Genomic DNA, 21553 nt, shown 5'->3' on the forward strand with positions numbered 1-21553 from the left:
GCCGGCTGCTCTGCCGGCTTCTTAATATCGCTGGAATAACTCTGGGTTTTTCGGGACGTTTTCTAAATAAACGATCTTTCCTTGATCATCCAGCTCTGCAATATCAATGCCTTCTGCTGTATATACACGACTGTCTGTTAACTTTCCGCAAACAGCCCAGTTTGTTTCATACTTCCCATCTTCTCGTTTCACCCAACCATCCCACATATGCTTAATGTCTTCATGTACGTGGAAAAATGTGTTCAAAAACTGTGTGAACGCTTGGATGCCAGGCTTTTCAGCACCATTTAAGACAATCATGACATCATCGGAAAACAATGCCAGCAATTCGTTCATTTGCTCTTGCCCTTTTCCCGCTTCATCATATCGGCGAAAATACGTATCGAGCACTTCCATCATTCATTCTCCTTTATTTACCTGTCATTTCGAAAACAATCGAACAATTAGATTGTACACAATTGTATCTCTTGTGTCTATTTTTCACGTAGATAAGAAAAGACATGGATGAGTCAATCCATGTCTTTTACAGATGAAAGAGCTGCTTTCTCTGACTCGACAAGAGATGCTAGTTCTTCCGCAGCTTTTTTCGGATCAGCGCTTTGGCTAATGGCGCTGATGATGCTAATGCCATCGGCTCCCGCTTGGATGACTGGTGCCGCATTTTCATACGTGATCCCGCCGATGCCCACAATAGGAATGTGAAGACCGTGTTGACGTACTTCGTTGATTAAAGAAACACCTTGGACACTGCGTGTATCCTTTTTTGTTTCTGTAGGATAGACTGGACCCATCCCAACGTAGTCTGCCCCGTCCTTCATCGCTTGCCTCACTTCATCTAGATTGTGCGTGGACACGCCTAATATTTTATTCCCGATTCTTTGCCGTACATCTTGTGCAAGTGTATCTTCCTGCCCAACATGGACACCATCTGCATCAAGATCTATTGCAAGCTGTACATCATCATTTACGATAAAGGGGATATTCGCTTCTTGGCAAAGTGCTTGAATCTGCTGAGCGATTTTTTTCTTTTCTTCACCTTGCAGAGCACCTTCACCCTTTTCACGAAACTGAAACATCGTGATCCCGCCTTGAATGGCCTCTTTCACCACATCAAGCGGATGCCGGCTTGTATTCGCTGTTCCCATAATAAAATAAACCGATAATTGCTGTTTGATTAGCTGCTGATCAACCTTCGTCATGCAAAACTCCCCCTATTTTCCCTAACGTGATCACATCTTGACCATTTGTATTGGATAGTGCGTTTAACAATTCGATTTGAAAGGTGCCTGGCCCTTTCTCTTCTGTCTGCTGAGCTGCCTTTTCTGCAGCGACACCATAAAACAGCAGAGCTGATGCCGACGCTTGAATGGGCCGTTCCCCTGTTGCACAAAATGCCCCTATGACAGAGGTGAGTAAACAGCCAGTCCCTGTCACCTTGGTTAACCATTCGTATCCATTATGAATAGATAGAACCTCTTCTCCATCTGACACGACATCCACTTTCCCCGTAATCGCCACAACGGTTTGAAGGGCTTTTGCCGCCTGCTTTGCTAAAGACGATACATCTCCATTTGCCCCTTTTGCATCAACCCCTTTTGACTGCCAGCCATTCACTCCAATTAAATGAGCTATTTCAGCAGCATTCCCTCTGACAACAGTGATGTCCACTTGCTGCAACAGCTGTTTCGCCGCACTCGTCCGAAACGTTGTCGCACCAACACCAACAGGATCTAATAGAACCGGTACACCTTTTTCATTGGCCGCTTGTCCAGCAATGACCATCGCCTCCACCGTATCCTTTGTTAGTGTGCCGATATTCAGCACAAGTGCATCCGCTAATTGCGCCATTTCTGCCACTTCTTCTTTGGCATTTGCCATGACTGGAGAAGCACCTAAAGCAAGCAGTCCATTCGCTGTAAAGTTCGTCACAACTTGGTTGGTGATATTATGGACAAGCGGATTTTCCGCTCGAACCTTTTCCAAAAGATGAGACACGCAGCTTAATTTCATCTGTATCGTCCTCCCTTTTACTCTGCATCCCACACATAGGATTTTGTATGTTTTAACCATTCTCTTGCAGCAAAGGACAAGTAGCGGTCCTTTCGCCAAATGACACCCAAATGCCACGGAATAGACGGATTTAAGGAAATGATCCTCACTTTATCAGGATCTAGATCACGGCAAATCCGTTCAGGCAGAAGCCCGATTCCAAGGTTCTCAGCAACCATTTCACTGATGAAATCCCATTGTGACGTTTCATAAATAACGTTCGGCCTGAATCCCGCATTCATACATTCATTTAAGATTCGGCTGTGCAGAACGAAATCTTCTCGAAAGAAAATAAAAGACTCTTCCTTTAAATCAGCCAAATGAACCTCATCACGTCCTGCCATCGGATGTGATGGATGGGTGACAAGCTTCATATTCTCTTTAATGATGGTGTATGTATGAAAAATTTTATCATTTGCAGGCAGAACAATGACACCAATATCTAATGATCCATCCTCTACCCCTTCCTCTACTTTAATGGAGCCGTGCTCCACCAATTGAAAGGTGACATCTGGATACTGCTGGCGGAATTCCCCCATCACATTTGGGAAAAAGCTTGATCCAATCATGGGAGGCAGTCCTATTCGGATATGTCCTTTTTTCACATTCATTAAATCATTTAATTCACTCGTTAAATTCTGAAAGGATTGTGTGATTTCACTCGCCTGTGTATACATGGTTTGTCCAGCATCTGTCATTTCAACCTGTCTGCCATTACGGTAAAACAACTGCACACCTAGCTCATCCTCTAGGTTTTTGACCATCTTGGAAATGGTCGGCTGCGACACATAGAGCGATTGTGATGCTTTCGTAAAACTCTTTAACCGTGCCACTTCTAAGAAATATGTTAAATGTCTGATGTCCATATGGTTCACCCTTTCTATAGACAAAAGGAATACTAACTATTCGATATATGTATTTTACCTATAACAGAACGTGCTGTACACTTTAAAGTAAGCTCACCGATTAGAACGTTGTGTTGTTTTTGTGAAACAGTGAACAATTTATATAGAAAAAGGAGTGAACAGAAAGTGCAATTGCTCAAAACGTCGCTGATTGCTACCCTTCAGATTATGGCTTTATTTGCTTTTGCGAAATTGATGAATGTGCTGGCGGCCTTTTTGCATTTAAGAATTCCGGGCACGATCTTAGGCATTCTTGTCATTTTCTTATTACTTCATTTTAACATCATTAAATTAAAATGGATTGAACTTGGCGCCGTATGGCTGCTCGGAGAACTGCTACTCTTCTTTATCCCTTCAGCAGTAGGCGTGATTGATTACGGAACATTACTTTCTCAATCTGGCACAAGTATTGTCCTTGTGGTTTTACTTAGTACCTTTGTGGTCATGCTCTCGACTGGCATGATGACGCAGATGATTGCGAAAAGAAAGGAGCGAAAAAAGCTATGTTAGTTGGCGGACTATTCTTGATCCTAACCATTCTGATCTATCTCGGATCAAAAGCGGTTTATAAACGTCATCCGAAAGTCTATGTCTCCCCTTTACTTGTGACACCGGTTGTTCTTGTGGTCTTGCTGTTAATCGTGAACATTCCTTACGATGCTTACAATCAAGGCGGAAAATGGCTGACAAATATGCTTCAACCTGCGACTGTGGCATTTGCCATTCCTTTATATAAGTATTTTCACATTCTGAAGAAGCATGCAGTAGAAATTATTTTGAATGTGGCTTGCGGTTCTATCGTTGCAATTTTATCAACAGCGTTTATCGCCAAATTGTTTCATTTGGATACGAGCCTGATCGAGAGCCTCGTCCCAAGATCCGTCACAACACCCGTTGCGATGAGTGTGTCTGAAATGATTGGCGGGATGCCGTCCGTTACGGCTGTCTTCGTCATTTTAACAGCATTATTTGGCTCAATCATTGGGCCATTGGTTATCCGTTATTTCCGTATTGATAATGACATTGCAATGGGCGTTCTGCTTGGTACAGGAGCACATGGTGCAGGCACATCGAAGGCCTTTGAACTGAGCTCGGTCTCAGGCACGATCTCAAGTGTGTCCATGATCATTTCGGCCATTATTACATTATGTGCAGCGCCTATCCTGATGTCGTTTGCCTTATAGAAAAAGCCATTTCCCCTTATCGGAAAATGGCTTTTTCTTATGCTTGGATGAAGACAACCTTTAAATAGTTCCCCTCAGGATAATTTTTCGTTGTACGGAAGTCCTCAGGAAGTGAATATTCCTCAAGAATACGATACGTTTTCCCAGATTCTTTAAAGGCCTGTGCAATAAATCCTTTAAACTTTTTCATCCCAAATGCACTGCTATTGGTTGACGCCACAATGACGCCGTTCTCAGCTGTGATCTGGATGGCTTCTTTTAATAGTTTCTTATAATTCTTCGCTGCACTGAATGTGTGTTTCTTCGTTCGTGCAAAGGAAGGTGGGTCCAAAATCACGACATCATAGTTCCAGCCTTTTTTCGCCGCAAACGGGAAATATTTAAAGACATCCATGACTTTGATATCCTGCCCGTCTACATCAATGCCATTCACTTCAAACTGCTCAGATGTTTTTTTCAAACTGCGGTTTGCAACATCTACACTTGTCGTACGGCTTGCCCCGCCAAGCGCTGCTGCTACAGAGAAAGCGCCGGTATAAGAGAACGTATTAAGGACGGTCTTTCCTTTTGCATAGCGGTCTCGAATTGCTTTTCGCACATGACGCTGATCAAGGAAAATACCTGTCATCGCACCATCATTTAGATAAACCGCCACGTTCATCCCATTTTCTTTGACGATAAGAGGAAATTCACCTTTCTCCCCTTTTACAAAATCGTCATCTTCGATATATTGTCCAGACGTATCAAATCGCTTCTTTTCATAAATGCCTTTATAGTCAGGGTACACCTGTTCAATCGCAACCAATACATCTTCTTTTAATGTATAAACACCTTCGCTATACCATTGGATGAGATAGAATCCATCATAATAATCAATCGTGATTCCACCAATTCCATCCCCTTCCCCATTGAACACACGGAAAGCCGTCGTCTGTGCATCACGAAATAGATGCGTTCTGCTTTTGGATGCCTGTTCAAGTTTAGAAACAAAAAAGGCCTGATCTATTTTTTCGTTAGCGTCAAAGGAAAGCACCCAACCGATGCCTTTATTTTGCACACCATAATATCCTTTCCCTAAAAAAGAGCCTCTTTCATCTACCCATTCAATAAGCTCGCCTTCCTGTACACCGTTCACACGCGACACAGCATCTTTTGAAATAAGCGGATATCCCTTTTTCACTTGTTCTGCAAATGTTTGTTTTAATGAGATTTTTTTCATTTGTGTCATCCTTATCCTAAATTGACTCTCTCTATCCTACCATATGAATGTATACGTTACTTCTATTATGATAAGATGAGGAGAAAAATATCAACTCGACATAGAGGAGGCTCTTTTTTGACAACATTACGCTTAGATCATACAGGGATTATGGTGACAAATATTGATCAGTCCATTGATTTTTATGAAAAAGTGGTGGGCATGAAATTAAAGGATCGCATCACTCATACAAACGGAGTCATTGAACTTGCCTTTCTTGGCTTTAAAGACGAAGCGGAAACGGAAATTGAACTCATTCAAGGGTATAGCAGCGACCTTCCATCTGAAGGAAAGGTCCACCATCTCGCCTTCACAACAGATAATATTCACGCGGAATTCAACCGTATTCAAAAGCTGCAAATTGAGCTAATAGATGAAGAAATCACAACATTGCCCAATGGCTATTGCTACTTCTTTTTCCGAGGGCCAGACCAAGAGTGGATTGAGTTCTTCCAACGATAATATTTCCTAGGAAATGCATGCGAATCGGTATATTCATTCTCGTCACAAAGAAAAAGAGTAAGAGCATACCTGCTCTTACTCTTTTTTTATAGCACCTTACTAAGAAACAATTTGGTACGCTCGTGCTGTGGGTTTCCAAAGAGTGCTTCTGGTTTGTCTTCTTCGACGATATATCCACCATCCATAAAGATCACGCGGTCTCCCACTTCTCTTGCAAAGCCCATTTCATGTGTGACGACAATCATCGTCATTCCTTCGACTGCTAATTGTTTCATAACAGCTAAAACATCCCCAACGACCTCAGGGTCAAGAGCAGATGTCGGCTCATCGAATAAGAGCACTTTCGGGTCCATCGCCAAGGCTCTTGCAATGGCAACACGCTGTTTTTGTCCACCAGATAATTGGTTAGGGTAACTTTTGGCCTTGTCTTTCAAGCCGACCTTTTCAAGCAAGTCTAATGCTTTATCGACTGCGGCTTTCTTCTCCATCCCTTTTACTTTCACCGGTGCGATCGTGATATTTTCTAACACGGTTTTATGAGGAAATAAATTAAAGTGCTGAAACACCATACCAACTTCTTGTCGTACTTTATTGATATTCACTTTTGGGTCTGTAATCGTATGTCCGTGGACAACAACTTCCCCAGCCGTAATATCCTCTAATTTATTGAGACATCTTAGAAATGTGCTTTTCCCTGATCCTGAAGGACCAATGACACATACAACCTCTTTTTCCTCGATGACTGCATTAATATCCTTTAAGACTTCGTTGTCACCAAAGGATTTCTTTAAGTTTTTCACCGTAATCATACTCATTTCACATCAAATCTCCTTTCTGCGTAGCTAGCCAGTAGAGAAAGTAAATAAATGATCACGAAATAAATGACACCGACAATGAGCCAGACATTCAAAGGATCAAAGGTAGCCGATGCTTGAACTTGTCCCCGCTGCATAATATCAGCAATACCGATAATCGATAAGAGAGAGGTGTCCTTCAAACTGATGATGGCTTGGTTAGTAATGGCTGGAAGCATACGGCGAAATGCCTGTGGAAGGACGATAAAGCGCATGTTTTGTCCACCTGTGAATCCTAAAGAGCGTGCGGCTTCAGTTTGTCCTTTATCAATGGACTGAATCCCTGCACGAATAATTTCTGAGAAATAAGCTCCAGCGTTAATCGCTACTGTAATAATCCCTGCCGGCACTCGGTCAAGTGAAATGAATTCAAGTGTATTTAGCCCAAAATAAATAAAGAATAGCTGTACGATAAATGGCGTACCTCGAATGGCATTGACAAAAACGAGTGAAATAAAGTTCAAGATTTTAAATGGTGACAGGCGGAATAGCGCCACAATCAACCCGATGATAAAACCTAAAATGATAGCAACAACAAAGATATATAAAGTGGTTTGCAAACCATCCATTAAATACGGAAATGCATTAACAATCGTATCCATGTTTCTCCCTCCCTAATTCACATACGGTTGACACATAAAGAAAGCGCGCTCTGAGCGCGCCTCGCTTGTGTTATGACTTCAAATATTTCTCAATAATTTTGTCATATTCACCGTTTTTCTTTAGGTTTTCCAGCCCTTTATTGATTTTCTTCAATAAGTCCTGGTTTTTCCCCTTCATCACTGAGATCCCGTATTGGTCTCCATTCAAGCGATCTCCAACTGTTTTCAATTTCAAGTCTTGCTGTGCGATCGCATACGTAATGACAGGATAATCTTCAATTAAAGCATCTGCATTTCCATTAGATACTTCTTGGAACATAGATGGACTGTCATTGAATTGAACTACTTCATACCCATATTTGTCTGCGTTATCTGTTGCAAATTTTGCACCTGTTGTCCCATTTTTAACAGCTAGCTTTTTCCCCTTTAAATCATCAATTGATTTAATGCTGCTGTCCTTTTTCACAACAACTGTCAGACCAGCGTCGAAGTATGGATCTGAGAAATCCACTTTCTTTTTACGCTCATCTGTAATACTCATACCACCCATTCCAACATCAAGCTGACCTGCTTGCATCGCTGGAATAATCCCTGAGAAATCCATTGCTTCAAGCTTCACTTTGAAGTCTTGGTCTTTCGCAATGGCGTTAATTAAATCAACGTCTATTCCCACAGTTTTACCGCCCTTTTCAAATTCAAATGGCGGATATGTTACATCTATCCCGATTTTATATGTGCCTTTGCCTTCTCCCGAACCGCTGTCTGATTTTGAACCACAGGCTGCCATGACGAGCACAACAATTAGTCCCATGATCAGTAACATCGATTTCTTCATAAAACACGACCCCCAATTGTCAGTTTTGTCTAAATATTCGCAACAACAATCTTACTATACCACGCTAAAGCTATACTGTGTGATATTTTTTATCAATACCAAAGATCCATACAATTCTAGATCGATAGTCTCTTTAAATTTTACTTTTTTGCGAATAACTCATTTTATTCTGAAAGAAGCATGTTTCACAATATTCATGTGATATAATCTCACAAAAAACCGAGAACACTCCTTTATAAATACCACTTCTTTCTCACTTATGAAAAAACCCTCTTTCACTGTCTCTCTTCCTCTATTGATATCGTGATATATTTTTTTCAATATCCTCTTTTTACCTAAAAAAATGTAAGCGTATACAATCCAATCGTTACTCCCTATTTTTTTCACTACTGGTTGAATTTACATCAAAAAACATGTTTTACAAATTGAGATAGACCGCTTAAAATATAAGAAGATACTTAATATGGAAAGATGATTCAGACAAATGAGAATCAGCAGAAATGAATAGGTGAAGAAAGGAGGATACCAATTGGCAGAAACAGGTGTTTTGTCATCCGTTGATGTAGCTAATATGCTAAATGACTGGTATGTCTTGATGAAAAAAAGAGACATACAAGAAGCAATACAGCTAAAAGAAGAGATTCTTCAAGCATTTGATCGAATGGAAGAAAATCAAGACGTCTTACTCTACTATCAACTTTTAGAATACCGTTTCAAAGATTTAGTCGAAGATACAGCTTCGTTAGATCACAGTCTTTTTGTGGATGAAAATGCGATTCGTACAGATGATATGCTCAGCTACTATTTCTATTTCTTTAAAGGCATGTATGAAATGCGCAGAGGGAATCAAGATACAGCATTTCACCATTTGAAATTGGCCGAGGATAAATTAGATCTCGTACATGATGACATTGAAAAGGCAGAATTCCATTATAAAACAGGATGTCTATACTATAATATAAGATCCACACTTCTCTCCATCCACCACTTAAAAAAGGCTTCGTCTATTTACGACGCAGATCCATGTTATGTGAAAAAATCAATCAGCTGTCAAATGATGCTTGCTCTGAATTATGCGGATCAATCGAAATATGAAGAGGCAGAAGCTTTGTTTGGACAGGTGATTCACTCACTCGAACAGATGGAGGATCCAGATTTACTTGGTCACGCGTATTGCAATGCAGCCTTTATTAAAAGTCTAAGAAATGAATACAGTGAAGCTGTACCGCTCCTAGAAAAGGCTTTATTGATTGAGGCATTCGAAACTTCTTCTCCAGGCGGCTATTTACTGGCCTTGTATGCCTACACGAAAGCGCTGTTTAAGCTGAAAAAGCCTGGTTTGTTCCACTATTATGTACAGCTTTCACTTCAAAAAGCAGAAAATTTAAAACAACGAAACATTTCACTTAAATTATCCATTTTAGAAACATTGATGCTCCAGCCAAACAACATGATTGAGCAGATCATTTCTTATTGTGATCAATTAGAATCTATGAATTTCCTTGTTGATCTTGAGGCTATCTGTCAGGATGTAGCCGCCTACTTAACTGAAAATGGTCTTCCGAAAGAAGCGATTTATTTTCAGAACAAGGCATTGTCATTCAAAACTTGTTAAGAAGATGGAGTGATGTATGATGAAAAAATGGCTGATCTCAAGTGCGATTTTTGCGCTCTTGTTCACAGGTGTTTGGATTGGCACTTCTACACAAAAAGGCAGCCCGTCTGCACAATCGCAAGATGGCGGTACGATCATTCAAAAGAGAGATCGAGGCACCAACCCTTAATAAGACTGAAAAGAGTAGCTGTCATTCAAAACAGCTACTCTTTTTATTGGTTAATCAATTTCTCGTTTGATATTTTGCATTTTTTCATCTAAGTAGTGAGCGATATCTGCCGCTTCCTTTAGTTCATCGGTGAGCTGATGAGGAACATCGTTTTGCAGTTTATAATAGATTTTATGTTCGAGACTCGCCCAGAAATCCATCGCAATGGTCCGCACCTGAATTTCAACCTTCACATGCTCCACACGATTCGTTAAGTAAACAGGAATCTCAACAATTAAATGAAGACTTCGATAGCCATTTGGTTTCGGATGCTGAATGTAATCCTTCACTTCAAGGATCTTTAAATCCTCTCTTTGCCTCAGAACATCAATAATGTTATAGATATCTTGAATAAACGAACAGATGATGCGGACACCAGCAATATCATGTATGTACTCCTTGGCACATTGTGTGGTGATGTCACATCCTTTTCTCGCGAGTTTATTCACGATGCTTTCAAAGGATTTGATCCGTGATTTTGTATGCTCTATTGGGTTGTGTCCATGGATTAAATTATATTCCTGACTAATAATCGAAAACTTTGTATCCATTTCATCTAATGCAAATTTATATACTAATAATTCATTTTTCCAGTCTTCCATGACACTTTTCAAATCTTCTACATGAGTTGCTGACATATTCATTCTTTTTGTCATCTCCTTTTGGCAAACAGCTGTTACACTGCTTTCCGTTTACTAGACGGAGAGAGGACGCAAATGGTTTTAAAAAAATACATCTTAGCCCCGCTGTTTGTAATAAGTCAGCGCGAGTGCCAGTGCAAGCACAGATCCTTTCACGATATCCATTGCATAATACGGGACAGACATCATCACAAGTCCATTTTGCAAAATACCGATGAGCACCGCACCAATAAACGTACCGAATGCGTTTGGTTTACCTGCTCCCATGACTGAAAACCCGATAAAAGCAGCAGCTACCCCATCCATTAAATATGGCGTTCCTGCGTTAATTTCTGCTGTCATCACCCTTGATGCCAGCACGATACCACCGATCGCCGCAAATAAAGCAGACAACAGATATGCTGCGATTTTGTATTTGTTCACATGAATACCAGATAATCGAGCGGCTTCTTTATTTCCACCAATGATATACATCAACCGCCCATGCTTTGTGTAAGTCATAAAAACATGTGCAAAAAGCACAATGGCCGCCATAATCAAAATGATATAGGGGACCTGCCCAATCTTGCTGAAAAAGGCAGGGATGGTGCCAGTTGAAAAAGTGCCATCAGGCAACACCATATTTTCAGAAATGGTCGCACCTTTCGTATAGGTTTGTGCCAGCCCTTGAATGATAAACATCATGGCAAGTGTCATGAGCATATCTGGAATCTTCATTTTGACAATCATCCAAGCATTCAGCAAACCGACAATAAGAGAAGCCGCCAGCGCAGAAAGGATCGCAATGAATGGGTTTTGCGAGAACCATACAAACATGGAGATCACAATTGCATTTGATAACGTAGCAACTGAGCCTACAGATAAATCAAAGCCATTCACTGCTAGGGAGATCGTCAGCCCTACCGCAATGATGGTTACAATCGAGATCGATCGTAAAATGTTGATGATATTTCCTGACTGTAAAAATGCCGGATTGGCTGCCGCAAAGACAACAATCAATACGACAATCGTTAAGATGGTGCCATATTGATAAAAGAAATCAAACAGATGAAAGGATGGTCGCTGTTTCTTGATTTGTTGAACTGGGGCTGAAACTTGTCGTTCACTCATGATTGTCCTCCTGTTGAATGATATAAAAGCTCTTCTTCAGTCATTGGTGCCGTCATTTCCCGGGCAATGCTGCCATCATATAAGACGTATACTCGGTCGGCAATTCCTGCAATTTCTGAAAGCTCACTTGAAGCATAAATAACCGCTTTTCCTCTTGCAGCTAGTTCTGCAATAAGGGAGAAAATGTCCTTTTTTGCTCCAACGTCTACACCTTTGGTTGGTTCATCAAAGAGATAGACATCCGCCTCAGCCAACAGCCATTTTCCAATCGCAATCTTTTGCTGATTTCCACCAGAGAGATGCTTCACCTTCGCTTCAAGAGAAGGTGTCTTGACGCCAAGCCGCTTGACGATTCCATCTGCTGCCTTCCGTTCCTTAGAACGATGTAAAAAGCTGAACGGCCGTGTAAACGAACGTAGACTTGCAGCTGTTACGTTCCATCCAACAGTTTCTTCTGTTAGAATCCCTTCTTTTCTCCGTTCCTCAGGCACAAGGGCAATACCCGCTCTCACAGCGTGATGAGGCGACTTGATATGAATGGTTTGACCATGCAGCTGCACAGTGCCTGACTTTTTTTCTGAGGCGCCGAATAGGGCTTTGCACAATTCTGTTTTACCAGCACCGACTAGTCCTGCAATCCCGAGAATTTCTCCTTTTTTCACATGAAGATGAATGTTGTTTAATTTATGCTGGTCATGCAACTCTTTCACATCAAGCACATTCGGTGCATCCTTAAGCGGTGTACGTAATGGGAATTGATCCTCTAATGGCGCGCCAAGCATTTCTTCAATGACCTGCTTTGGATCGGTTTCTTTAATGAGGTGCGCCGCCACATCAGTTCCATTCTTCATCACAGTCAGTTCATCACAGATGTTGAAAATCTCCGGCATGCGGTGCGAGATAAAAATGATGCCTGTGCCGTTCTTTTTCAATTGATGAATCATTGAGAATAGCTTGCTTGTTTCTGCATGACTAAGTGGAGCGGTTGGTTCATCTAAAATTAAAATGCTGCATTTGATCGACACAGCCTTGGCAATGAGCACCATTTGTTTTTCTGCCAGTGTCAGATCACTCACAAGACGCTTCGTCGAGATGTCAATGTCCATCTCTTTTAACAGCTGTGCTGCCTTGCGGTGAATCTCTTTCCAGCGGACGAATGTTTTTTTCTCCATTTCATGGATCATCATATTTTCGCCAACACTTAAATAATGCACTAGAGCTGTATCCACTTCTTGATGGACGGTCTGCACACCGTATGAGGCCGCATCCTTCGGTGTATGAATGGTCGCCGCCTCGCCATTGATGTGGATGGTTCCTTCAAAATGTGAATGAGCACCAGAGAGAACTTTCATTAACGTTGACTTCCCAGCGCCGTTCGCCCCAATCAGGGCATGGACTGTGCCTTTTCTTAATGTGAAATTTGCTTGATCTAACGCTTTGACTCCTGGGAATTCAATCGAAATGTTTTTCATATGAACAAGCGGCGTTGTCATAGGTGTCCTCCTTCTCTCCTGATCGTCAATTGAAAAACGAAACACCCTCTATGAAAAGAGAGTGCACGTTGTTTATTTTGCATAATGCTTCTTCAAGGTCTTCATCCAGTTTTCTTCAAAAGCAGTCGATGATCCGAATCCTTTTACTTCATCTGCAAGATTGACCATATTGATGGCCTTTCCTGCATCCTGAAGCTGCTTTTGTGAAATGAGAGAGGCCTCAAGGTCATAGGAAGATGGCGTTTTCTCGCCAGCTAGTTTCTTCGCAAGAATCCTTACGTCGATTGCGCCAATGAGCTTCGGATCGACAGCGGCAGTGTACTTCCAAGGACTGTCTTTCGCAGTCATTTCTTGCAGATCGGCATTAGACACATCAATACCGTATATTTTCACTTCGGTTCTTCCTGCTTCTTTTAAAGCTCTTGCGGCACCAATCGCAAATGCATCCCACGTGGCAAAAATCGCATCCAGTTTACCCTTTGGATATTTATTTAGCATAGCCGCAACCGCATTTTGTGTTTGAACTGATGTATCAGAGGCCGCAACGCCAAATCGGTCAAGTTCCTTGATTCCTGTATGCTGTTTGAGCGTTTCTTGGTACACCTTGTTTCGTCTCACCATTGGAGGGAATCCGTCTACCCAAAGATACGCAATATTTGCTTTCCCTTTAAAATCAGCCACGAGTGCATCTAATGATTTTTTCGCTAATTGCTCGTCATCTTGAGACGTCACTGTGACCCCTTTGATGTCCTTCAGCTTCGGATTTGAATCAAACGCCACAACTGGAATGCCTTTCGCTGTGATCTTCTTCACATCAGCGACTGTCGCCTCATCATCCCCATGAGAGATGATAAAGCCATCATAGTTTTCTTCTAGTGCTTGAGAAATAGCATCATGGAACTTCGCCGTATCACCATTTGCCGTGTAGACATCTACTGTAAAGCCTAGCGCTTCACCTTCTGCCTTCGTTCCTGCTAAAAACTGAGCAGTATGATCGTCCCCGCCAATTTTACGGATGACTTTAATTTTTGCTCCCTGTCCTTTTGCAAATCGCTTCGGGACATTGTCAAAGGAGACCTTTTCGTTTGCATTAGCCTTTGAGCCTGCGCTTGATCCCGTACCGCAACCAGATAATAGCACGGTCAGAACCGTCAATAATACAAGAGATGATGTCCAATATTTACGTTTCATTGCTGTTCCTCCTCAAGTTGTTTTATTTTTCACATCGGAAAACTAGGTAAAGAAGTGGAAATATGCCTGTGAACCCAGTCTTTTGATTCTAAAAAAAGAGATCAAAAAAGCCTCTCTTGATAAAGAGAGGCTTGATCACCGTTGCATGAAACATGTATCGGGAAGTCTTCCTCTCTTATCTGTCAAAGCTGTAACAGCTTTGCAGGAATTAGCACCAATTTCTTAAATAGAAACGGTTGCTGGGCGTCATAGGGCCAGTCCCTCTGCCTCTCTTGATAAGAGATCCGTTATGAAATTTGTTTTAGTTGAAATGTCTTCTTTACTTTAATGTGATGTCTCATCAATGTCAATGACTTTTTTGAAAATTTCTAAAATGATCATTTGCACCGAATGCCTTGTTTAACTGCCGATGATTTTCTTAGCAGGTGATGATGCCTTAAGACGGAAATCATATTTTTTCTCATTCACAAATTGGGGATTGAGGTGTGCTGATCCTTTATCTTGACCGCTTTTCGAGCGATACGTTTTGTAGCCTTCCAGCCATTTGCCGCGCCATACCCATTGTGAGGCTTTTGCACCTTTGCGGTCATCGTAGACATTCTTTTGGAATGTATTCTTCTTGTTCACTTCGTAGAGATTCACGACTAAGTAATGCGAAGCACTGGCTGTCATGATATTATTCGTGATTCGATTGTTCACCGATTGATATTGCATGAGCAATTGACCGCCTTCTAAGCCGGCTGTGTCATTTTTGTACAAAATGTTATGGGAGATGGTCGTGTTTGTGGTTCCGCCCCGCTTCTTGTCATAGCCGCCAATGGAGATGCCTGTATAACGATTTAAATATACTTGATTGTGCTCAATGCGAATGCGTTCGGCCATCTTCCCTTTATGTTCACTTGTGACCTCAATCCCAAGGTCATTATGATGGCTGATGTTATGATCAATCACGATGTCTTTCCCGCCATCCACATAGATTCCTCCTGCAGAGATGTCCTTGCCGTACGCTGGATTCCCAACACTCGTAATCTCATAAACTTTGTTTCTAGATACGACACCATTTCTCACTTGATCATACTTTTTAGAAGGTGCGACATTCTCAAAACCAATTAAATCAATCCCGATATTGTCCGTATGCCGGACTGTATTATGTGTCACGCGGAATTTTTTAACGTTTCCGTTTAGCACAAGGGCTTCACTAAAACCCAGCTTTAACTTTTCCACAGTGTTTCCTTTGATTTCGATGTCTTCAATGGCTGCAGGTGCTTTCGTTCCATAGACCGCAATGCCATGAGCATTCCCATTTTGATGTGTCGTCTGAATGTCGTACACACGGTTGTTAAGCAGTTTGACGCCTTTGCCGCTTCCTGTGATGAATATACCGATGGGTGTCACATCTTCTTGATTCGTTTTAATATGACCGACTGTCAAACCTTTCAGGGTGATATAGCTTTTTTGATCAAGCTTCACGAGACCTCCGTCTGCTTGATTTCCTTTAAGAGATGCTCCGCTTATGACAGGCTTCTCTTTTCCATACGCTTGAAAAACAACTGGTGCTTTCTTTGTTCCAGAATGGCGGACAATCAATCTCTCTTTGTATGTACCGCCTCTCATATAAACTGTTGTCCCAGCTTTCGCGATACTTGCCGCTTTTTTCAGCGTACGGAAAGGCTTTTGCTTTGTCCCTGGATGTTTGTCGTTCCCATTTGCTGCGACGTAATAGGCAGTACCTTGCTTCGCACCAGCCTCCTCCGTCATCGCTTGACAGCCAAAACTAATGACGGTCATCAATAAAATCAATAAGGCGCCTGATATCATTCGTTTCATCTCGTTGTTTGCTCCCTTCCACTCTCTTCTACCTTTATCGGTTAAAAAAAAGAGGATTAAAATATGGCAATGCCCCTTGCAATGTACTAGTCAAAAGGTGTATGGTTGAAAGAATATCTTACAGGAAAACAAATCGCTTTTAAATTGTCAGATTAATCAGTTAATAATGAAATTGGATTTTATTTCTAAGGGGAAACTTCAGTAAAACCACGACAGAGAGGAGGAAAGCGCTTTAACAGATTTTTCTTGTCTGAATTCCAGAAAACCTATTGCTAATATTTTGTGAAGGTATAGAATAGAATCATAATTATTTCATATTATTAGAATTTTCAAATAATCAAACAGCAAGGAGATTTACGATGCCAAAACAACCCATCCGCGTTGAACTTAGTTCAACAAAAAAACCAAAACCTCAATCTGATCAACTTGAATTCGGAAAAATCTTCACAGACCACATGTTTGTGATGGATTATTCAATTGATAAAGGCTGGTATGATCCGAGAATTATCCCTTATCAGGCGATTCCAATGGATCCAGCTTCTATGGTTTATCATTATGGCCAATCTGTTTTTGAAGGCTTGAAGGCGTATGTGTCTGAGGATCAAAAGATTCTTTTATTCCGTCCCGAAAAAAATATGGAACGCTTAAACAGATCAAATGATCGCCTATGTATCCCGCAAATTGATACAGAAACGGTTTTAGAAGGCTTAAATGAACTCATTCGCATTGATAAGGATTGGGTACCTGATGCAGAGGGCACTTCTTTGTATATTCGTCCATTCATTATTTCTACTGAGCCCTATTTAGGTGTTGCACCGTCAAGCACCTATAAGCTGATCATCATTTTATCTCCAGTAGGTTCTTATTATAAAGAAGGCATTCATCCGGTCAAAATTGCGGTGGAAAACGAATTTGTCCGTGCTGTTAAAGGCGGAACAGGAAATGCCAAAACAGCTGGAAACTATGCATCAAGCCTGAAAGCACAGCAAGTTGCTGAAACGAAAGGATTTTCACAAGTCCTGTGGCTTGATGGCATCGAGAAAAAGTATATTGAAGAAGTCGGTAGTATGAATATCTTCTTTAAAATCAACGGAGAAATCGTGACGCCTGAACTGAACGGCAGCATTTTAGAAGGGATCACACGGAATTCTGTGCTTGAGCTGTTAAAGCATTGGGAAATCCCTGTGACAGAACGCAAAATTTCAATTGATGAGTTAATCGAAGCACATCAGTCAGGTGAACTTGAAGAAATCTTCGGGACAGGAACGGCAGCCGTCATTTCTCCTGTCGGTGAATTAATTTATCACGATCAGCCATACGTCATTCAAAATGGTCAAACAGGCGAAGTATCGAAGAAATTGTACGAAGCGATTACTGGAATCCAAAAAGGAACTCAGCCAGACATCTTCGGCTGGACAGTAGAAGTCGATTCGGTTGTCAAACAGGCATAAGCAAGCGAAAGAACCTTTCATTTGATGAAGGGTTCTTTTTTTGTTTCTTTATCCCCTTCACTACCTCATAATGGAAAATATGGATCTATTCCACACTTGAGGAGTGATGGTATGTTTTTTACTTATTTACTAGCGTTCTTTGGAATTTGCATCGGATCGATCATCATCGCTACAGGTTTCGATGATTCACCGTTCTTCACCCGTTTTCTATTTAAGTTTCTCGGAATTTCTATCTTTGTTCTTTCGATTACTTTTGTAAAAGTGAGGCGAAAGAGGTTACGCAACAAAAAGGCGAAAAAGACTTAGATGTCAGTCAGCCTCTCATCAAATCGTGCACCAAAACAAGACCGATATCCCCACAATGGCCCCTGCATATATCCACTGTTTCCCTTTGATACTCCGCTTTCTCTCGATCAGTAAAAAGATCTCTGGTAAAAAGACGATGATGATTTCTAGGATAAAAACAAGATGATAAACTGGCGGCATCGGCTGGAAATCAAAGTCTCTTTCATCTCCACCGATGGTGGCGAAATACATTAACAGATTGGTTACGGGAATGGTAAAACAAACGAGCAGGCGGAGAACATACATCCACACATCCTGTCTATGCCGAATCAGACCAATAAATGAAGCGATGATTCCATACAAAAACAAAACCACTGTGCCGTAACTAAGTAGAGGTTGAACGATAAAGCCGTAAAGCATTAAACCAATTGCCACCATATTCTAACCGTCCTTTCTTTGAAGCAGTACATGTTGTTTTTTCTATCATACACTGCTTTCTCCGGTTTCCATATGAAAAAATCATAAAAAACGACCCCATAAAGGGGCCATTTTATTTTACGCATTCACTGATTTGAAGAACTGCGGTAAATATTCACGGTGCGCTTCAAGCATTTCATCTAAGATTTGCTTTGCAATTTCGTCAGATGGAACGAGTGGATTGATGGTCATGGCGACAAGAGCCGTCTCGTAATCTCCTGTCACAGCTGCTTCAGCTGCCACACGCTCGAAGGACTTGATTTGTTGAACGAGTCCTCTCACAGCCACAGGCAGATCACCTGTCGCGATTGGTTTTGGTCCGTCCTTTGTAATGATACAGTTCACTTCAACCGCTGATTCGGCCGGAATGCTGGCAATCGCTCCTCTGTTCACTGTATTTACCGGTTGAATGTCATGTTTATCATTATAGATGGAGCTGATCAAATTACATGCTGCATCGCTGTAATAAGCCCCGCCTCTTTTTTCGAGCTGCGGCGGTTTAATCGATAAATCTGGGTCTTTATATAACTCAAATAGTTCATGCTCGACTTGCTGCACAACCTCTGCTCTTGTTCCTTTTTCTTGAGCCGCTTTTTGTTCTTCCTCCAGCATATCTTTCGTTTTATAGTAATAACGATGATACGGACATGGAATGACCCCTAAGCCTTTGACGAAAGAAGGCTCCCAGTTTTTCGCTTCAATATTCCTCATGGACCACTGGCTATTTGGATTTCCTAATTCATCGAGCACTTGATCCATAATGCTGACCCCGTCTAAATACACATCTAAGCCATAGACCATGTGATTGAGGCCTGCAAATTGTACTTCAATGCGTTCGACATCGACATCCAGCGCTTTTGCAATGCCCATTTTGATTCCAATCGGCACATTGCATAGACCGACCACTTTTTTCAGATTCGTGTAGCGTAACACCGCCTCTGTGACCATGCCTGCTGGATTTGTAAAGTTCACCAGCCAGGCATCTGGGCAAAGCTCTTCCATATCCTTCACGATGTCTAGAATGACTGGAATGGTGCGTAGACCTTTAAATAATCCGCCTGGACCATTCGTTTCCTGTCCAATGACGCCATATTTGAGCGGGATTCTCTCATCCTTTGCTCTGGCTTCGAGCAGTCCTACACGAAATTGTGTCGTGACAAAGTCCGCATCTTTCAGAGCTGCCCGGCGGTCAAGAGTGAGGTGCACTTCAATCGGCAAACCTGCTTTTTCGACCATACGTTTTGCAAGGGCACCTACGATGTTCAACTTTTCCTGACCCGCTTCAATATCCACAAGCCATAATTCCTTTACAGGCAATTCTTGATATCGTTTAATAAACCCTTCGACGAGCTCAGGCGTATAGCTTGATCCACCGCCTATTGTGACAATTTTGATTCCGTCTTTCATGAATTGACACCTCCGAATTGCTTCATTTTTTCATGGAGCTCAATGATTTCAGCTGCAAGCTCCTTGACGGTCATTGCGTTCATCAGATGATCCTGTGCATGAATCATCAAGAGACTGACGTCGGTTTTCTCTCCTCTGATTTCTCCTTGGATCAGCTCTGTCTGTGCGTGATGCGCCTCATTTAACGCGTCTTGTGCTTCCTGCAATTTTTGCTTCGCCTCATCAAAATTGCCTTGCTTTGCACATGTAATGGCCTCCATGGCCGAGCTTCTGCCATTACCACCGTGCAAGATGAGTTGAAACACAATTTGTTCCATTTCCATCGGCCGCATCCCCCTTGTTCCCTCTATTACATGCTGACGACATTTTCATCTGTTGATGCTTTTGCTTCAAGCTCATTTTCTTCTTTCAATTTCTGCTTATCCCACATTCTAAAGAATGGATAGTATAGCGCAAATGACAAGGCAAGGTTAATCAGCTGCATGACCGCGCCAGAGATTTTCCCACCTGTTGCGAGATAGCCTGAAATGATTGGCGGCATTGTCCACGGGACAGCGATCCCTGCCGGTTTTGCTACAAGTCCTGTGCTCATTCCGATATATGTGGTGATGATCATCATAATTGGGGTAAGGATAAACGGAATGAGAAGCATTGGGTTCATCACAATCGGCATTCCAAAAATGATCGGTTCGTTGATGTTAAAGATGGCTGGCCCAATCGCAAGACGGCCAAGCTGTTTCATTTGTTTACTTCTCGCACGCAAGATCATGGTCAGTACCAAAGCAAGCGTCGCGCCGCTTCCGCCGACATTGATAAAGATTTCAAAGAACTGCGCTGTGAAAATATTCGGCAGCACTTCTCCTGCTTGGAAGGCAAGACGGTTTTCATCCATCGCACCGAGCCAAATCGGACCCATGACTCCACCGACAATGGTGGCTCCGTGAATACCACATGCCCAGAGGAGCATTTGCACACCGATGGCAACGATACTTCCGCCTAAGCTTCCACCAAGAATGGATAGTGGTGTGCCGATTAAGACCGTAATGATATTATGAATACTCTCAAAAGGTGTCATCTCAATCAGAAGCCTAGCGACCCAGATCAGCGTGATGACCACAAAACCTGGAATAAGTGCGATAAACGATTTACTAACTGCTGGCGGTACACCATCAGGCATTTTGATGACGATATTCCGCTGTACAATAAAGCGGTAAATTTCGGTGGAAAGCATGGCAATAATCATGGCAACGAATAGCCCTTTACTGCCCATCAGTGTGACGGGAATACCGCCATTCACTAGGATAGCTTCTGTTGATCCTTCAGGTGTGAACGGTACTTGATAAGGTGTGGCTAGGAGGAACGCTGCGACAGCAATTGCACCAGATGACAGTGCATCGACTGCATACTTTTCAGCTAACCTGTACGCGATCCCAAAGGTCGCAACAAGTGCCATAATGTCAAAGGTGGCATTCACAGGATAGGATAGTTTCGTGGCCCATTCGGCTCCGAAGACACTTGCCATAAAATCGCTATATCCTGGAATCGGAAGGTTGGCTAAAATAAGAAACAGTGAACCGACGATAATGAGAGGCATGGTTAAAACAATTCCGTCACGCAATGCTTGTAAATGTCTTTGAGCGGCAATCTTCCCTGCAAACGGCATAACCTTCTCTTCTAGAAATCGGTTGAATCCATTCAT

23 protein-coding genes and 1 riboswitch are annotated in these 21553 nt (G+C 42.0%); of the genes, 6 read left to right on the forward strand and 17 right to left on the reverse strand.

The features are described from left to right. Positions 1-21: 21 nt before the first annotated feature. The 4 genes from MHH31_RS17755 to MHH31_RS17770 form a co-directional block, all read right to left on the reverse strand. Positions 22-396, reverse strand: a complete 375-nt coding sequence (locus MHH31_RS17755) for a nuclear transport factor 2 family protein (protein ID WP_251185121.1) — start codon at positions 394-396, stop codon at positions 22-24. A 113-nt stretch (positions 397-509) separates the two neighbouring features. After that, positions 510-1199: a thiamine phosphate synthase gene (thiE, locus tag MHH31_RS17760; protein WP_342495047.1), complete on the reverse strand. Its 690-nt coding sequence runs from the start codon at positions 1197-1199 to the stop codon at positions 510-512. Next, positions 1186-2010, reverse strand: a complete 825-nt coding sequence (thiM, locus tag MHH31_RS17765; protein ID WP_342495048.1) for a hydroxyethylthiazole kinase — start codon at positions 2008-2010, stop codon at positions 1186-1188. Before thiM ends, thiE begins: the two co-directional genes overlap by 14 nt. Positions 2011-2027: 17 nt before the next feature. Continuing rightward, entirely contained in the window at positions 2028-2915 is an 888-nt protein-coding gene (locus MHH31_RS17770) for a LysR family transcriptional regulator (RefSeq protein ID WP_008345526.1), read from the reverse strand. Between the two features lie 165 nt (positions 2916-3080). Between MHH31_RS17770 and MHH31_RS17775 the strand changes: the two genes are divergently transcribed. Both MHH31_RS17775 and MHH31_RS17780 read left to right on the forward strand, forming a co-directional pair. Next, positions 3081-3464, forward strand: coding sequence for a CidA/LrgA family holin-like protein (locus MHH31_RS17775; RefSeq protein ID WP_008345527.1), 384 nt, complete (start codon positions 3081-3083; stop codon positions 3462-3464). After that, entirely contained in the window at positions 3458-4138 is a 681-nt protein-coding gene (locus MHH31_RS17780; protein ID WP_007497850.1) for a CidB/LrgB family autolysis modulator, read from the forward strand. Before MHH31_RS17775 ends, MHH31_RS17780 begins: the two co-directional genes overlap by 7 nt. A 37-nt stretch (positions 4139-4175) precedes the next feature. Here MHH31_RS17780 and MHH31_RS17785 read toward each other — a convergent pair whose 3' ends face one another. Continuing rightward, on the reverse strand, positions 4176-5357 hold the full coding sequence (locus MHH31_RS17785; RefSeq protein WP_342495049.1) for a class I SAM-dependent rRNA methyltransferase: 1182 nt from the start codon (positions 5355-5357) through the stop codon (positions 4176-4178). A gap of 117 nt (positions 5358-5474) precedes the next feature. Between MHH31_RS17785 and MHH31_RS17790 the strand changes: the two genes are divergently transcribed. Beyond that, on the forward strand, positions 5475-5858 hold the full coding sequence (locus MHH31_RS17790) for a VOC family protein (protein WP_008345541.1): 384 nt from the start codon (positions 5475-5477) through the stop codon (positions 5856-5858). An 86-nt stretch (positions 5859-5944) separates the two neighbouring features. On the opposite strand, the gene MHH31_RS17795 is transcribed toward MHH31_RS17790, so the two are convergent. The 3 genes from MHH31_RS17795 to MHH31_RS17805 form a co-directional block, all read right to left on the reverse strand. Continuing rightward, entirely contained in the window at positions 5945-6673 is a 729-nt protein-coding gene (locus MHH31_RS17795) for an amino acid ABC transporter ATP-binding protein (protein ID WP_007497858.1), read from the reverse strand. After that, a complete protein-coding gene (locus tag MHH31_RS17800; protein WP_007497860.1) occupies positions 6670-7314 on the reverse strand; it encodes an amino acid ABC transporter permease in 645 nt (214 codons plus the stop codon). Before MHH31_RS17800 ends, MHH31_RS17795 begins: the two co-directional genes overlap by 4 nt. Before the next feature lie 70 nt (positions 7315-7384). Next, positions 7385-8149, reverse strand: coding sequence for a transporter substrate-binding domain-containing protein (locus MHH31_RS17805; protein ID WP_007497862.1), 765 nt, complete (start codon positions 8147-8149; stop codon positions 7385-7387). Between the two features lie 529 nt (positions 8150-8678). Between MHH31_RS17805 and MHH31_RS17810 the strand changes: the two genes are divergently transcribed. After that, positions 8679-9764 carry a tetratricopeptide repeat protein gene (locus MHH31_RS17810; protein ID WP_039165127.1) on the forward strand — a complete coding sequence of 362 codons (1086 nt, stop codon included), beginning with the start codon at positions 8679-8681 and terminating at the stop codon, positions 9762-9764. Positions 9765-9783: 19 nt separating this feature from the next. Continuing rightward, the gene (locus MHH31_RS17815; protein ID WP_167493217.1) at positions 9784-9933 is read left to right on the forward strand and encodes a hypothetical protein; all 150 of its coding nucleotides are present in this window, start codon (positions 9784-9786) and stop codon (positions 9931-9933) included. Between the two features lie 50 nt (positions 9934-9983). Here the strand turns inward: MHH31_RS17815 and MHH31_RS17820 are convergent, their stop codons facing one another. The 5 genes from MHH31_RS17820 to MHH31_RS17840 form a co-directional block, all read right to left on the reverse strand. Then, positions 9984-10616 carry a GTP pyrophosphokinase family protein gene (locus MHH31_RS17820; RefSeq protein ID WP_007497867.1) on the reverse strand — a complete coding sequence of 211 codons (633 nt, stop codon included), beginning with the start codon at positions 10614-10616 and terminating at the stop codon, positions 9984-9986. Positions 10617-10709: 93 nt separating this feature from the next. Then, positions 10710-11723, reverse strand: coding sequence for an ABC transporter permease (locus MHH31_RS17825; RefSeq protein WP_061420647.1), 1014 nt, complete (start codon positions 11721-11723; stop codon positions 10710-10712). Beyond that, positions 11720-13216, reverse strand: a complete 1497-nt coding sequence (locus MHH31_RS17830; protein ID WP_342495050.1) for a sugar ABC transporter ATP-binding protein — start codon at positions 13214-13216, stop codon at positions 11720-11722. Before MHH31_RS17830 ends, MHH31_RS17825 begins: the two co-directional genes overlap by 4 nt. Positions 13217-13288: 72 nt before the next feature. Beyond that, the gene (locus MHH31_RS17835; RefSeq protein WP_342495051.1) at positions 13289-14407 is read right to left on the reverse strand and encodes a sugar ABC transporter substrate-binding protein; all 1119 of its coding nucleotides are present in this window, start codon (positions 14405-14407) and stop codon (positions 13289-13291) included. Positions 14408-14579: 172 nt separating this feature from the next. Then, positions 14580-14689: riboswitch (SAM riboswitch) on the reverse strand. A 117-nt stretch (positions 14690-14806) separates the two neighbouring features. Then, entirely contained in the window at positions 14807-16234 is a 1428-nt protein-coding gene (locus tag MHH31_RS17840) for a right-handed parallel beta-helix repeat-containing protein (protein ID WP_342495052.1), read from the reverse strand. Between the two features lie 359 nt (positions 16235-16593). On the opposite strand from MHH31_RS17840, the gene MHH31_RS17845 reads away from it, so the two are divergent. Next, positions 16594-17685: a branched-chain amino acid aminotransferase gene (locus tag MHH31_RS17845; protein WP_008345553.1), complete on the forward strand. Its 1092-nt coding sequence runs from the start codon at positions 16594-16596 to the stop codon at positions 17683-17685. A gap of 324 nt (positions 17686-18009) precedes the next feature. Here the strand turns inward: MHH31_RS17845 and MHH31_RS17850 are convergent, their stop codons facing one another. From MHH31_RS17850 to celB, 4 genes are all read right to left on the reverse strand, one after another. Beyond that, the gene (locus MHH31_RS17850; protein ID WP_025208200.1) at positions 18010-18408 is read right to left on the reverse strand and encodes a hypothetical protein; all 399 of its coding nucleotides are present in this window, start codon (positions 18406-18408) and stop codon (positions 18010-18012) included. A gap of 117 nt (positions 18409-18525) precedes the next feature. Continuing rightward, positions 18526-19854: a 6-phospho-beta-glucosidase gene (locus MHH31_RS17855; RefSeq protein WP_007497885.1), complete on the reverse strand. Its 1329-nt coding sequence runs from the start codon at positions 19852-19854 to the stop codon at positions 18526-18528. After that, complete coding sequence (locus MHH31_RS17860; RefSeq protein WP_008345561.1) at positions 19851-20177, reverse strand: PTS lactose/cellobiose transporter subunit IIA; 327 nt, start codon at positions 20175-20177, stop codon at positions 19851-19853. Before MHH31_RS17860 ends, MHH31_RS17855 begins: the two co-directional genes overlap by 4 nt. A gap of 26 nt (positions 20178-20203) precedes the next feature. Next, positions 20204-21553, reverse strand: a complete 1350-nt coding sequence (gene celB, locus MHH31_RS17865; RefSeq protein WP_007497888.1) for a PTS cellobiose transporter subunit IIC — start codon at positions 21551-21553, stop codon at positions 20204-20206.

It is taken from the genome of Bacillus sp. FSL K6-1033, assembly GCF_038630765.1.
Lineage (GTDB): Bacteria > Bacillota > Bacilli > Bacillales > Bacillaceae > Bacillus > Bacillus altitudinis.